The organism is Nocardia sp. NPDC049190, assembly GCF_040648115.1.
Classification (GTDB): Bacteria; Actinomycetota; Actinomycetes; order Mycobacteriales; family Mycobacteriaceae; genus Nocardia.
In genome coordinates this window covers 106,342-120,136 of record NZ_JBEZDE010000011.1, presented here as the reverse complement: position 1 = coordinate 120,136, position 13,795 = coordinate 106,342, and the positions used below count along the sequence as shown (strand labels likewise).

11 protein-coding genes are annotated in these 13,795 nt (G+C 66.8%); 4 read left to right on the top strand and 7 right to left on the bottom strand.

From position 1 onward, the window contains the following. Positions 1–89 precede the first annotated feature (89 nt). Positions 90–1,142 (top strand): NAD(P)-dependent alcohol dehydrogenase, encoded by a 1,053-nt coding sequence (locus AB0B25_RS12625; protein WP_357177581.1) that lies wholly within the window; start codon positions 90–92, stop codon positions 1,140–1,142. Between the two features lie 72 nt (positions 1,143–1,214). Then, positions 1,215–2,435 carry an AI-2E family transporter gene (locus tag AB0B25_RS12620; protein WP_357177579.1) on the top strand — a complete coding sequence of 407 codons (1,221 nt, stop codon included), beginning with the start codon at positions 1,215–1,217 and terminating at the stop codon, positions 2,433–2,435. Between the two features lie 164 nt (positions 2,436–2,599). Here the strand turns inward: AB0B25_RS12620 and AB0B25_RS12615 are convergent, their stop codons facing one another. Beyond that, positions 2,600–3,331: a ZIP family metal transporter gene (locus AB0B25_RS12615; RefSeq protein WP_357177578.1), complete on the bottom strand. Its 732-nt coding sequence runs from the start codon at positions 3,329–3,331 to the stop codon at positions 2,600–2,602. 142 nt (positions 3,332–3,473) lie between these two features. On the opposite strand from AB0B25_RS12615, the gene AB0B25_RS12610 reads away from it, so the two are divergent. Beyond that, positions 3,474–4,790, top strand: a complete 1,317-nt coding sequence (locus AB0B25_RS12610; protein WP_357177576.1) for a hypothetical protein — start codon at positions 3,474–3,476, stop codon at positions 4,788–4,790. On the opposite strand, the gene metE is transcribed toward AB0B25_RS12610, so the two are convergent. From metE to AB0B25_RS12590, 4 genes are all read right to left on the bottom strand, one after another. Then, positions 4,791–7,109 (bottom strand): 5-methyltetrahydropteroyltriglutamate--homocysteine S-methyltransferase, encoded by a 2,319-nt coding sequence (gene metE, locus AB0B25_RS12605; RefSeq protein ID WP_357177574.1) that lies wholly within the window; start codon positions 7,107–7,109, stop codon positions 4,791–4,793. 239 nt (positions 7,110–7,348) lie between these two features. Further along, on the bottom strand, positions 7,349–8,218 hold the full coding sequence (locus AB0B25_RS12600; RefSeq protein ID WP_357177572.1) for a 3-hydroxybutyryl-CoA dehydrogenase: 870 nt from the start codon (positions 8,216–8,218) through the stop codon (positions 7,349–7,351). 496 nt (positions 8,219–8,714) lie between these two features. Next, entirely contained in the window at positions 8,715–10,001 is a 1,287-nt protein-coding gene (gene aceA / locus AB0B25_RS12595; RefSeq protein ID WP_357177570.1) for an isocitrate lyase, read from the bottom strand. A gap of 409 nt (positions 10,002–10,410) precedes the next feature. Beyond that, positions 10,411–11,280, bottom strand: a complete 870-nt coding sequence (locus tag AB0B25_RS12590) for an alpha/beta hydrolase (RefSeq protein WP_357177568.1) — start codon at positions 11,278–11,280, stop codon at positions 10,411–10,413. A gap of 71 nt (positions 11,281–11,351) precedes the next feature. Here AB0B25_RS12590 and AB0B25_RS12585 point away from each other — a divergent pair, with 71 nt between their 5' ends. Continuing rightward, entirely contained in the window at positions 11,352–11,819 is a 468-nt protein-coding gene (locus tag AB0B25_RS12585) for a helix-turn-helix domain-containing protein (protein ID WP_357177566.1), read from the top strand. Between the two features lie 32 nt (positions 11,820–11,851). On the opposite strand, the gene puuE is transcribed toward AB0B25_RS12585, so the two are convergent. Further along, complete coding sequence (gene puuE, locus AB0B25_RS12580) at positions 11,852–12,754, bottom strand: allantoinase PuuE (protein ID WP_357177564.1); 903 nt, start codon at positions 12,752–12,754, stop codon at positions 11,852–11,854. Then, on the bottom strand, positions 12,751–13,746 hold the full coding sequence (alc, locus tag AB0B25_RS12575; protein WP_357177562.1) for an allantoicase: 996 nt from the start codon (positions 13,744–13,746) through the stop codon (positions 12,751–12,753). Before alc ends, puuE begins: the two co-directional genes overlap by 4 nt. Between the last annotated feature and the right edge of the window lie 49 nt (positions 13,747–13,795).

Sequence of the window (13,795 nt, the reverse complement as noted above, 5' to 3'; positions counted from 1 at the left end):
CGCCCGCGGCGGTGGCCGACACCGGATCCGGCGCGCCGGTTCCGCGTTGGTTTTGGCACCCGCACCTATGCGACGGTATGCATATATCCATGAGGACAGCTGCCGCTTATGCCGTATCCGCGCCTGACGGCTCATTCGAGAAGGTCACGATCGAGCGCAGGGACCTGGGTCCGCGCGATGTGCTGATCGACATCAAGTACGCGGGCATCTGCCACTCCGACATCCACACCGCGCGCAACGAATGGGGCGCGACCACCTACCCCTGCGTGCCGGGACACGAGATCGCGGGCGTGGTCGCCGCGGTGGGGTCCGCGGTGAGCAGACATCAGGTCGGCGACCGTGTCGGCGTCGGGTGCATGGTGAACTCCTGCGGAGTCTGCGTGGCGTGCCTCGCCGACGAAGAGCAGTACTGCACCGCGGGCGCGACGATGACCTACAACAGCGCGGTCGATAGCGCGGTGCAGCCCGGCGGGCACACGCTCGGCGGCTACTCCACGCAGGTCGTGGTGACCGAGGATTTCGTCGTCCGGATCCCCGATGGCATCGGGCTCGACATCGCGGCCCCACTGCTGTGCGCGGGCGTCACGCTGTACTCACCGCTGCGGCACTGGGGCGCCGGGCCGGGCAAGAAGGTCGCGATCATCGGCATGGGCGGGCTCGGGCACGTCGGCGTGAAAATCGCGGCGGCCATGGGCGCCGAGGTCACCGTGCTCAGTCACTCGCTGAGCAAGCAGGACGACGGCAAGCTCTTCGGCGCGAGCAGCTACTACGCAACCAGTGACAAGCAGACCTTCCGGGAACTGCGCAGTCGGTTCGATCTGATTCTCAATACCGTCTCGGCGAATCTGCCGCTGGACGACTACCTGCGCCTGCTGAACCTGGACGGCACCCTGGTGATCCTCGGCCTCCCCGAGAACCCGTTCAGCGTCCGGCCCTTCACCCTGGTCGGTTATCGGCGCTCACTGGCCGGCTCGACGATCGGCAGTATCGCGCAGACGCAGGAGATGCTGAACTTCTGCGCCGAGCACGGCATCGGCGCCGAGATCGAATTGATCTCCGCCGATGAGATCGACGGCGCCTACGACCGCGTGGTGGCCAGCGACGTGCGCTACCGGTTCGTCATCGACGTCGCGACCATGTGACACACGTCGCCCGATCGGCGCGCTCGCGCATGTCGGTCCGCGAACCGGTCGGGGCATGGGTACGTTGACCGTGTGTCTGCGGAGAAAAAGGACGAAACGACACAACGCGGCGGCTCGCCCGCAGACCCGGCGGCGGTCACCGCCGATGAGCCCAACGGCCCACCGCCGTGGTTGCTGCGTGCGTTCCTACTCGCCGCGGCGACGGTCGCCGGGTTGGTCGCGGGCTTCTGGGTGTTGCAGAAATTGCAGGGCCTGCTGACCGTCCTGCTCGTCTCGCTGTTCCTCGCCTTCGCCATCGAGCCCGCGGTCAACTGGCTGGCCCGACGTGGGATGCGCCGCGGCCCCGCGACCGGATTGGTGTTCCTGGCCCTGATCGCCCTGGTCATCGCATTCGGGTGGACGCTCGGCAAGCTACTGGTCGACCAGGTCACTACACTGGTGCAGAACGCGCCCGAGTACGTCGATCAGGTCGTCGACTGGATCAACCACACGTTCAATTCCGAACTGTCGGGCACCGACATCGAGAAGTACGCCACCGACTGGAGCTCCAGCTTGGAGGGCTACCTGACCGGGTTGGCGGGCAATGTGTGGGGCATCGGCACCGCCGCGCTCGGCGCGATCTTCCAAGGCCTCGGCATCCTGCTGTTCACCTACTATTTCGCTGCCGACGGCCCGCACTTCCGCCACGCCGTGTGCTCGCTCCTACCGCCGCGTCGACAACGACATGTGTTGCGCGCCTGGGACATCGCGGTGGCGAAGACCGGCGGCTACATCTTCTCGCGCGGTCTGCTCGCGCTCATCGCGACACTCGCGCACTACATCGCACTGCGGGTGTTGGACGTTCCCTCCGCGTTCGCGCTCGCGCTCTGGGTCGGCGTGGTCTCGCAGTTCATCCCCACCGTCGGCACGTATCTCGCGGGTGCGCTTCCGGTGATCGTCGCACTGGTGCACAGCCCGACGACGGCCCTGTGGATTCTCGGCTTCATCCTGCTCTACCAGCAGTTCGAAAACTATGTACTGCAACCGCGCATCACCGCGACCACACTGAACATGCACCCGGCCGTCGCCTTCGGCGCGGTGCTGGCCGGCGCGGCGCTACTCGGCCCGACCGGTGCGCTGCTCGCCATTCCGGTGACGGCGACGGTCCAGGCGTTCTCCAGCGCGTATATCCGCCGTTACGACGTCCAGCAAGATATCCATGTCGACCGGCCGCAGCCCAGGCGGCCGCACCGGAAGTGGCTCAGCCGATTAGGCAACCGTCTCTCCAGCACTCACACACCGCCCACACCGTGAGAGCTCTGTCGGCCCACGGAATCCGGTACCGCGATCACGGCTACCTCGGCGCCGTCCGGCAGACCGCGATCGGCGAACTCTTATCCAACGGCCGGTCGACAACGCTCGGTCGGCCGACGACCGCACGCCCCGTCACGGCTCGCACGTATCCGCTGGACCTGAGATCAATCGTTCAGCGCCGCGACGACGAACATGAGTGCGGCGCCGACGACCGTGTACAGCAACACCCAGCGCGACGGCCGACCGGCGTGCGCCTCGGGGAGAATATCGGCGGTGGCGAGGTAGAGCAGGACTCCCGCGAAGTACCCCAGATACAGCGCGGCCAGATCGGCCGGCACGTGGATGACAGTGCCCAGCACCGCGCCCGCCACCGGCGCCAGCGCATCGAGCCCGAGCACCACCAGCGCCCGGGTATGGGCGTTGCCGTACAGCGTCGGAATAGTGAACGCGTTGAAGCCGTCGGCGAAGTCATGGCAGATCACGGCGACGGCCACCGCGACACCGACCGACGCCCCCGCCTGGAATCCGACCCCGATCCCGATGCCGTCGAGCAGGCTGTGGAACACCAGCCCGGACGCTGCGAGCAGCCCCATCGACTGCAAGCGGTGCGCATGCACCCCGTACTCCCCTTCGTGCCCGCGATGGACCGCCATCGACCGCTCGATCAGGTGGACGGTGAAGAAACCGGCCACGGTCGCGACCAGCGCGACCGGCACCCCGTGCACCGGCTGCACCGACTCGGCCAGCGCCTCGGGCAGCAGATCGAAGAAGACCACCCCGAGCATCACGCCCGCCGCCAACCCGAGTACCAACCGCCTGCGCTCCCCGATCCGCAGCGCGACGAACCCGCCGAGCAGCGTCGAGCACATCGATACCAGCGCGAGCAGGATCGCCATTGCTCCAGCATGTGCCATATCGCCACCGGGGCCACCGCATTCGACCGGCATGTCACCACGGGTGGCCACAGGCTCGCCATCCGAGTAGAAATTCTTCGAAGACGATTCGCACCGATCGGTGCCGAGGCTGGGGATGGGGACAATGCTGGAGCGGCCGCCGGACCTCGCCTTCGACCTCGGCCAGATGCACCGCAGACGCAACGATGTGGCGGCCGCGCGCGAGGCATTCCAGGCCGCTGTCGCGTCCGGGCATCCGGAGTGGGCGCCGCTGGCCGCCGCGGAGTTGGGTAGTCTGCTGAGCGCGACCGAGGACGTATCGGGGGCCGAGGCGGCCTACCGCTCGGCTGTCGCGTCCGGCCACACCGACGCGGCGCCGCGCGCCGCCTACAACCTCGGCGTGCTGCTCGCCGAACGCGGCGATACCGCGGGAGCCGAGGCGATGTACCAGCTCGCCGCCGATTCCGGGCATCCCGACGCGGCGCCACGTGCCTGGATCAATCTGGGCTATTCGCTGGCCGAGCACGCGAGTTCCGACGCCGCGCTGGCAGCCTACGAACATGCGATCGCCTTCGGCCCCGGCGAGATCGCCCGCCTGGCCCTGTCCAATCTGGCCTATCTGCTGCGCGCGGGCGACGATCTGGCCGGCGTACACCGCGCCTACCGCGCCGCCATCGATAGCTGGCCGCACGATCAGGCGATCGTCCTTGCGGGCGACCTCGTCCAGCATCTGAGCGAGGCCGGGGATCTGGCCGGAGCCAGGGACATCAGTCGCTACCTGGTCGATTCGGGCGACGACTCGGTCGCCGCGCGGGCCAGTTTCGACGTCGGCGTGCTCAGCGGCACCCTGGGCGACACCGCGGCGGCGCTGGTCGCCTTCCGGCGGGCACTGGATTCGACCGATGCCGAAGTCCGAGCACGGGCGGCGGCCGCGATCGCGCCGATCTTCCATGAACGCGCCGCGACCGTGCTGCGCGAGACCGACTGGGCCCGACTCGACCATGCCCACGGTCGTGCGACCGACGCTCCGGAGTTGCTCGCCGACCTGATCAGCACCGCGACCGAAGATCAGTCGCGCAGCATGAAATTTCTGTATTCCGCTGTCCTGCATCAGGATTCGATCTACTCCTGCACCGCCCCCGCCGCCGTAATCGTGCTCGGCGCCCTCTTGCACGAGCGCACCGATGTGACGTACACCAGCGCCGTCCGCTGGACGCCCGAACCACAGCCGTTGCGACTCGAGTTGTTGAACTGGCTACACGAGTTGATCGCCACCGCCGTATGGCAATCCTCCGCCGGTCTCACGCCCGCCGACCAGGCGGCGGCCGCGGCCTGCGTCGCACTGTTCGCGGACTTCCGAACCGCCACCGCGGCCGCACTGGCCTCGGCCGAACTCGCCGCTGTCGCCAACGCCGCGACCGAGGTGCTCGCCATGCTCGCTTCCCTGCCGGTCAGCGAGTGATCACTGCACCACCTCAGCGGTCGCCTCGAACCGCCTGCGGATCCGCCGCGCCGCGGCGACCAGATTCCGCAGTGAGGGCTCCAACTGCCAGTAGTGACGCGTCTTCAGACCACCGTCCGGATTGGCCCACAACCGCTCCGGCGTCACCGCTTCCGCCGCGGCGGTGAGCGATGCGTCGATTTCATCGATGTCCGGGATGCGCGCGGAACGGCTCTCGTACACACCGGGGCCGACGCCGTGGCTGAGTCCGTGTCCCGAGTGGCAGTCATCCCGCAGCGCCCGCAGCACCCAGTCGATAGAGCGGGTCGCCACGATCGCCGTGACGTCGGCATCGAGCTCCTCGATCGCCTCGACCACCTCGGCGCGGCCGGAGTAGCCGATGTGCGTATGGATCTGAGTCCCCGCCTGCACACCGGAGGTGGCGAGGCGGAACGCGGCGACCGCCCAGCGCAGGTATTCCGCTCGGCCCTCCGGTCGCAGCGGCAGCATCTCACGGATCGCCGGCTCATCGACCTGGATGATCGCGATGCCCGCCTTCTCCAGGTCCACCACCTCGTCACGGATCGCCAGCGCCACCTGGTCGGCGGTCTCGTGCAACGGCTGGTCCTGGCGGACGAAGGACCGCGCGATCATCGTGACCGGCCCGGTCACCATGCCTTTGACCGGCTTACTGGTCAACGACTGCGCATAGCTGATCCACTCCACCGACATCGGCGCGGGCCGCGACACGTCACCGTAGAGGATCGGCGGTCGCACGCAACGGGATCCGTACACCTGCACCCAGCCGAAGTGAGTGGTCGCGAAGCCGTCGAGCAGCTCGGCGAAGTACTGGATCATGTCGTTGCGCTCATGCTCGCCGTGCACGAGTACGTCGAGGCCGATGTCCTCCTGCAGCCGGATGGTCGCCTCGATCTCCGCCTCGATCCGCTTGCGGTAATCCTGATAGGACAACCGGCCCTCACCGAGATCGTGGCGCGCCTGGCGAATTCGAGTGGTCTGCGGGAAGGACCCGAGCGTGGTCGCCGGCACCGGCGGCAGATTCAGCGTGCGTTGCTGCGCCAACCTGCGCACCTCGTACGGCTCGCGCGATCGCATGTCCGGCGTGATCGCGTAGACCCGTTGCCGCACCGCGTGCTTCTGCTTGAAGTGCACCTCGGTCGGACGCTTACGCCACTTGTCCGAAGCGCCCTCGGTAAGCGCCTTCGCGAGCGAAACCACCTCGCCGACTTTTTGTTTCGCGAAGGCGAGCCGATCGGCGACATGGCCGTCGATATCGTATTCGACCAACAGGTCATAGGGCACGTGCAGCAGTGTCGTACCGGTTGAGACGACCAGATCGGGGCACACTCGAGCGAGGTCGGTGAGGTATTCCAGCGTCACGTAGCGGTCGGCGCGCCATACGTTGCGGCCGCTGATCACGCCCGCGTACAGACGTTTGCGACGGATGCCAGGCACCTCGGCCAAATCTTCCGGCCGGATCCGGTGGCTGGCCAGGTCGAGACCGATCGCCTCGACGCCGGTGCCCGCGAGGATGGTCAACGCCTCGCCGAAATCGCCGTACTGGCCGGTGACCAGCATGCGTGGACGCAGCGGCGCCTTCGAAAGCCGGTGATAGGCCACATCAAAGGCGGCCAATTCGGCGGGCGTGCGCTCGCTGGTGAACGCGGGCTCGTCCAACTGCACACAGGTGGCGCCACGCTTGGCGAGAATCTCGAACAGCTCCTCGTAGACCGGGAGCAGCCGGTCGAGCAGACTCAGCGTCTCGAAATCGGCCGGCTCACCAGGAAGGTGCCCGGCCTTCGACAGCAGCAGCAGCGACAACGGGCCGATGACCACCGGCCGCAGCTCGATATCGCGCGCCTTCGCACGGTCGAATTCATCGAGCAGAGCCTCGGGGTGCAGCGAGAACTCGGTATCGGCAGCCAGTTCCGGTTGGCGATAGTGGTAGTTGGTGCCGAAGAACCGGACCAGCTCCAGCGGTGGCAGATCGGGTCGGCCGCGCGCCATCAGGAAGTAGAAGTCCAACGGATCCAGCCCGTCCCGATAGGGCTCGAACCTCTTGGGGACGGCGCCGAACAGCAACGCGTTGTCCAGCACGTGGTCGTAGAACGAGAAGGTGTTGCCGGGAACCTGGGTCAGACCGGTGGCAGCCAGCTCGCTGAACTGCTGCTCCTGGATCTCGCGACCGACCGACAACAACTCGTCGCGTCCGATCCCCCCATGCCAATAGGCTTCCAACGCCCGCTTGAGCTCCCGATGCGGCCCAATCCTCGGATAGCCGAGCACGCTCGACCCGAAACCGTCAGTGACATCGACCATGTGCGGGAACACTCCCTTCCTGTATTTGATTGCAGCGCCTGCGGCGCTGCGTGTTCGCGGCCCTGGGGAATCTCGCGTCCGAGTGTCCGCTGCTCGCGCCTTCGGCGCTTGCGCAACGGAACTCGGACGCGAGACGGGCCGCGAACGGCGCTCGTAGGACTCGCACCTCGCACTGCAAGAGGGTGCGAGTCGGACGGTCACTCCAGGGTTTCACCGACCACCTCGCGGTCGACGAACGTCTATCGGTTGTATTGGTAGAAACCGGCGCCTGTTTTCTTGCCGAGAAGTCCTGCTTCGACCATGCGCATGAGTAGCGGGGGCGCCGAGTAGAGGGGCTCTTTGAACTCCGAGTACATCGAGTCGGCGATCGACTTCACGGTGTCGAGCCCGACCAGGTCGGTGAGCGCGAGCGGGCCCATCGGGTGGGCACAGCCGAGCACCATTGCCTTGTCGACATCGTCTTTGGTGGCGAAGCCGGACTCGACCATACGGATGGCCGACAGCAGGTACGGCACCAGCAATGCGTTGACCACGAAACCGGAGCGGTCGGCCGAGCGCACGACCTGTTTACCGAGTACCTCGCTCGCGAATGCCTCGGCTCGCGCGGAGACCGACTCGCTGGTCTTGAGCGTGGTCACCAACTCGACCAGGGGCAGCACCGGGACGGGGTTGAAGAAGTGCATGCCGACCACGCGCTCGGGGTTCGCCGTGGCGACCGCGATCTTCATGATCGGGATGGACGAGGTGTTGGAAGCCAGCACCGCCGTCGGATCGGTGACGACCTTGTCCAGTTCGGCGAAGATGCTGGTCTTCACCTTCTCGTCTTCGAGTACCGCTTCAACCACCAATTGGCGATCGGCGAAGTCTCCCATCTCGGAGGTGAAACGCAGGCGCCAGGCCGCCTGTTCACGCTCGCGCTCGGTGATCTTGCCGCTGCTCACGCCGCGGTCCAGTGACCGGAGGATGCGGGCGCGCCCCGCGGCAGCCAGCTCTCTGGTCTGCTCGTATACCAGCACGTCGACGTGCGCCCTGGCACATACCTCCGCGATTCCGGCGCCCATTTGGCCGGCGCCGATAACACCGACGCGTTGGATCTTTTCGCTGCTCACGTCCCGCTCCTGCTGGTTTTGTCTGGCTGTCGGGTGGCTTGTGGCGAAGGTGTCGCTCGGGTCCGAGCAAAGCCTTCGATGGTCCAAGGTATAGGGATGCCCTCCCCGCCGTGACTGTTCAGCGGGGAGGGCGGTTCACCCCTACCGAAGTAGAGGATTGTCGGTATTCACGTCGGGAACCTCTTTCCCTCAGCGAGTTCCAGGTGCGTCGAACTAGTCGAACTATCGGTGCGTTGTCACCAACTCGCGCGAGCCCGCCGAGCGCCGTTCACGGCCCGCCGCACGTCCCAGTCGCCCATCCACACAAGCACCGAAACCACCAGCCGAGAACGCTGACCCAACCACAACGCGCGAGGCTTTCGAGCGCCGTTCGCGGCCCGTCTCGCGTCCGAGTGTCCGTGGCGCACGCGCCGCAGGCGCAAGCAGCGGACGCTCGGCCGCGAGACGGGCCGGGGCCGCGAACACGCAGCGCCGCGGGCGCTGCCGATGACACTGCCTAATGGAACTGCCCCTCTTCGGTGGAGCCCTTCAGCGCTGCCGTCGAGGTGTTCGGGTCGACAGTGGTCGCGATCAGGTCGAAGTAGCCGGCGCCGACTTCACGCTGGTGCTTGGTGGCGGTGTAGCCACGCGCTTCGGCGGCGAATTCGCGCTCTTGCAGGTCGACGTAGGCGGTCATGCCTTCGCGGGCGTAGCCGTAGGCCAGGTCGTACATGCCGTAGTTGAGCGAGTGGAATCCGGCCAGGGTGATGAACTGGAACTTGAAGCCCATCGCGCCGAGTTCCTTCTGGAACTTCGCGATGGTGGCGTCGTCCAAGTGTGCCTTCCAGTTGAAGGACGGCGAGCAGTTGTAGGCCAGCAGTTGGTCGGGGAACTCGTTGCGCACCGACTCGGAGAACTTCTTGGCCAGCTCGAGGTCCGGGGTGCCGGTCTCCATCCAGATCAGGTCGGCGAACGGAGCGTAGGCCTTGGCACGAGCGATGCACGGATCGATGCCGTTTCGCACGCCGTAGAAGCCCTCGGAGGTGCGGGTGCCGTCCAGGAACGGCTTGTCCCGCTCGTCCACGTCGGAGGTGATCAGGGTGGCGGCCTCGGCGTCGGTGCGGGCGATGATCACCGAGGGGACGTCGGCGACGTCGGCGGCCAGCCGCGCGGAGGTCAGCGTGCGGATGTGCTGCTGGGTCGGGATCAGCACCTTGCCGCCCAGGTGACCGCATTTCTTCTCGGACGCGAGCTGGTCTTCCCAGTGCACGCCCGCGGCGCCGGCCTGGATCATGGCCTTCTGTAGTTCGTAGGCGTTCAGCGCGCCACCGAAGCCTGCTTCGGCGTCGGCGACGATCGGGGCGAGCCAGTTGGACACCGAGGTGTCGCCTTCGACCTTGGCGATTTCGTCGGCGCGCAGCAGCGCGTTGTTGATGCGACGGACTACGGCGGGCACCGAGTTGGCCGGGTAGAGGCTCTGGTCCGGGTAGGTGTGGCCGGACAGGTTCGCGTCACCGGCGACCTGCCATCCCGACAGGTAGATGGCTTTCAGCCCAGCACGGACCTGCTGGACGGCCATGTTGCCGGTGAGTGCGCCGAGGGAGTTGATGTAGTCCTCGTTGTTGACGAGGTCCCACAGGACCTCCGCGCCGCGGCGGGCAAGGGTGGCCTCCTCTACGACGGTGCCCTGGAGCTTCGACACCTGCTCCGCGGTGTAGTTGCGCGTGACGCCCTTCCAGCGGGGGTTGGTGTCCCAATCCTGCTGGATTTCCGCAGCGGTCTTAGGGGTGCCGGTGGTCGACATCTCTGACTCCACTTCCTCGTGTGATCGATGGCCCCACGGTCGAGCAGGAAACAACTCGAACTGCTGGAGCGGCAATTTGCAGGCTTGCTAGACCCATCGTGCGTACTTCCACACGATTGCACACCGAGAAATAGCCGTCTACCTGTTGCTAATGTGAATCTCAGCTAGCTTTACACAGCCGTTTGCTAACACTGCGAAATTTGCTGTTGAATTGCATGTACGAATGCTACCGGCCAGTAGCTCTGACATGCGGTTTTAGCGTAACGCTCGTACTGTTTCCGGCCGACGCGCGGCCCACCTGCGACGCACCCGGCAATTGCCTTGTGTGAGCGCATTCACAAGCCCAGAAGGGCTGCGCGTGTCCCGCGCCACGCGACCCGCCGCCGAGGATGACACCGGACATTTCGCGCTACCGCACAGAGTCCCCCGGATCGGCGTCGAGGATCTCGCGCATCTTCGCGGCATACCCGACCGGGTGGGTCAGATTCCCGTTGTGCCCACCGGGGAATTCCACCACCGGCACACCGCGCAGCGCCCCCAGTTCCCGGGCGCACTTGTAGTCGAAAACATGCGTGGCGGTGGTGCGCCCGCAGGCGGGGACGATGCGCACCGGGGACCGCCGCAGGCGAGCGACGTCGAGGTGATCGTCCCGGACCGCGGTGAAGTCATTCTCGAGGAAGTACTCGAAGTTCGCCGCGCGCTCCGGGCCGAGCGCGGGCGCTGTCACGCCGGGCTCCCGTTCCTGAGCCTCCGGATCAATGCCGAGTGTGCGCACCATCGGTGCGAGCGCAGCGCGCCAGCCGCGCTCGGCGAACACCTGCTGACAGTGTTCGAGTTCGCCGAGATGGTGGGCGCGGTCGGCGGCGGCGAGCAGCCACGGCGCGGCGGGCTCGTGCGCGATGAGGGTGTGCAGCAGCCCGGGATGCCGGACGGCCAGGTGTAAGCCGATGGCCGCACCCATGCTGCACCCGAGCATCCGGACCGGCTCGTCGGTCAGCGTGGCGAGCAGGCGGCGCACATCATCGGCGTGCCTGGCGAGCGACGCGGTTCGCCCGGTCTCGCGCACGATGCTGCGGGAGAGGCCGCGCCGGTCGTAGGTGACGACGGTGAAGTCCCGAGCCAGCTGCCCGACCAGACCCGCACTGCGCCGCGCGTCGCCCTCTCCGCTCTGCCCGATCAGCAGCAGCGGACCGCTGCCGTGGACTTCGTAGTACAGGTCGGCGCCAGGGGCTTCGAGAGTGTCGGAGTACTCGGAGTACTCGGAGTACATCGTGTTCATGTCGACCACGCTAATCCATCAAAATTAATATATCAAGAGTGATACATCTTAACTGATGTATCTTGAGCGACATGGACGGAGTCGAACTGTTCCTCTTGGGCCGAACACTCATGAAAATCGGCGAGGAGGCGCTGCCGACCGAGGGGATCGGCGGCGGGCATCGGCCGGTGCTCGTCGTGTCGAGCGACATCCTCGAGCACCCGGGCAGCACGGTGGGTGAGATCGCCGCGCGTACCGGACTCCCGCAGAGCGCGGTGTCCACAGCGGTGGCCCGACTCAAAGCGGCGGGCTCGATCATCACGGCCGTCGACCCCCGCGACCGGCGGCGTTCCCTGGTTCACCCGGCCGATCACGTGTCGCCACGGGTGGCCGAGGTGCGGGCGACACCGATCGATACCGCGGTGGCGGCTGCGCTGGCGAGCGACCCGGCGGCCGTACGCGAGGTGCTCGATGCGCTCGACACGCTGGCTCGTCATCTGCGCCCACGTGCGCCGCGGGTCGCCGATCGCGCCAATCCGACTCCACACGGCGAGCACTGAGGGACGCATCGGCCCGGCGCGCCGGTCCAGGATCAGACGCCCGCCGGATGTACCGAGCGCCAGTGTTCGGCGATGTCGATGCGCCGCGCTACCCAGACCTGGTCGTGCGACTGCACGTGGTCGAGCAACCGTTCCAGCGCGGCAGTACGGGCGGGACGACCCACCAACCTGCCATGCAGACCGATCGACAGCATCTTCGGATTGCCTTCCGCGCCTTCCCGATACAGCACGTCGAACGCGTCACGCAGGTGCGTGAAGAATTGCTCGCCAGTGGGAAATCCGGCAGGCGAGGCGAAACGCATGTCGTTGGTGTCCAGGGTGTAGGGCACCACCAGGTGGTCGAGGTCGCGCACTCGCGTCCAGTACGGCAGGTCGTCGGCGTAGGAATCGGAGTCGTAGACGAACCCGCCGTGCTCCACCACCAGCTCACGCGTGTGCGGCGAGTCGCGGCCGGTATACCAGCCGCGTGGCGCGGCACCGGTCAATTCGGTCAGGATGCGCACCGCCTCGGCCATATGCGCCCGTTCGGTCTCGCGGTCGACGAGCTGATAGGACTTCCAGCGCAAGCCGTGGCAGGCGATCTCATGGCCGAGTTCACGAAACGCGGCCACCGCTTCCGGGTTGCGCTGCATCGCAGTGGCGACGGCGAAGACGGTCAGCGGCAACCCGCGGCGCTCGAAGACCCGCAACACCCGCCACAGTCCGGCACGGGAGCCGTACTCGTAGAGCGACTCCATGCTCATGTGGCGGTTCGGAAACGCCTCCGCCGGCGTCATTTCCGAAAGGAACGTCTCGGAGTGTTCATCCCCGTCGAGGACGTTGTTCTCGCCGCCCTCTTCGTAATTCAGCACGAACTGGACCGCGATGCGCGCGTCATCCGGCCATTCCGGATCGGGTGGCGTGGGGCCGTATCCGACGAAATCCCGATCGCTCATCCGCTCGACTCCCCGTACAGTCGCAGCCGAGCAAGCCCGCCGTCGGGATAGATGTCCAGGCGGACCTCCCGCACCGGCACCGCCGTCGGCACGACCGGAAAGCGGTGCCTGGTATCGGGCAGCAGCGCGGTGCGCGGCAACAACTCCCACTCGGTGCCGTCCTCGGTACGGCCGGTGAGCCGGGCGGCGCCCGGGCTGTTGCCGAGAAAGTGGGAGGTGTCGAGCTCGGCGAGCCGGATCACTCCGGGCCCGGCCAGCCGGACGCGCACCCAGTCGTTGCCGTCGTCCCTGCGGCGCGCGGTCTCCCAACCGTCACCCATGCTTCTGGCCAGCCCAGGGTAGAGCAACTGATTGGGGGAACTGTAGAAGCGATTGGAGCAGTCCAGCACCAGCGCTCCGTTCTCCACCGCGGCCAGGTCCAACGGGCCCAGGCCGAGCAGCCGCTGATCCGGCCGGCCCTCGCCGTGCACCCGCAGTCTGGCCACTCCCCCGTCTGGATGCATGGTGAGTTTCACGTGTGTCCAGCGATTCTCGCTCTCGACGGCGAACAGGTTACGACTGTCGCCCGCGATCGGAGCACGGTCGACGAGAGTGACCCAGTCATCACGCACGGCAAGGGTTTCCGCAGGCGGATAGCCCTCGACTTCCAGGGCGGAGACCGAGACAGCGGGCGGGTAGTTGCCCGTGAACCAGGCGGTATCGACCACGATCCCGCGGATCACACCGGGCACGCCGAGCCGCACGATGGCGGAGTCGTCGCCGGGCTGCCCGCGGTGCCTGCGGGTCTCCCAGCCGTCGTAGATCTGACCCTTGTGCCCGAAAGTGGACGGCCGGTAGTCGGCGGGGCCAGGGTTGATCAAGTTCTCCTTCTCCGCGAAGAATTCGTCATCGGCCCAGATCACCGCGCCGCCGAGCGGACGAACCGCCAGATCGGGCAGCAACGTGAACTTCTCGTCCTCGATGGGACCGCGCATCGCACCTCCTGTACTCATGCGGGACACCCGCACCCGGTCGGACCGATCACGCGCTGCGCAATGGTGC

Excerpts from the sequence above, each read along its gene's own strand:
- AB0B25_RS12615 (WP_357177578.1), bottom strand. The coding sequence starts at position 3,331 with ATGGCGATCCTGCTCGCGCTGGTATCGATGTGCTCGACGCTGCTCGGC.
- AB0B25_RS12610 (WP_357177576.1), top strand. The coding sequence starts at position 3,474 with ATGCTGGAGCGGCCGCCGGACCTCGCCTTCGACCTCGGCCAGATGCAC.
- AB0B25_RS12585 (WP_357177566.1), top strand. The coding sequence starts at position 11,352 with ATGGACGGAGTCGAACTGTTCCTCTTGGGCCGAACACTCATGAAAATC.
- puuE (WP_357177564.1), bottom strand. The coding sequence starts at position 12,754 with ATGAGCGATCGGGATTTCGTCGGATACGGCCCCACGCCACCCGATCCG.
- AB0B25_RS12590 (WP_357177568.1), bottom strand. The coding sequence starts at position 11,280 with ATGAACACGATGTACTCCGAGTACTCCGAGTACTCCGACACTCTCGAA.
- aceA (WP_357177570.1), bottom strand. The coding sequence starts at position 10,001 with ATGTCGACCACCGGCACCCCTAAGACCGCTGCGGAAATCCAGCAGGAT.
- metE (WP_357177574.1), bottom strand. The coding sequence starts at position 7,109 with ATGGTCGATGTCACTGACGGTTTCGGGTCGAGCGTGCTCGGCTATCCG.
- alc (WP_357177562.1), bottom strand. The coding sequence starts at position 13,746 with ATGAGTACAGGAGGTGCGATGCGCGGTCCCATCGAGGACGAGAAGTTC.
- AB0B25_RS12625 (WP_357177581.1), top strand. The coding sequence starts at position 90 with ATGAGGACAGCTGCCGCTTATGCCGTATCCGCGCCTGACGGCTCATTC.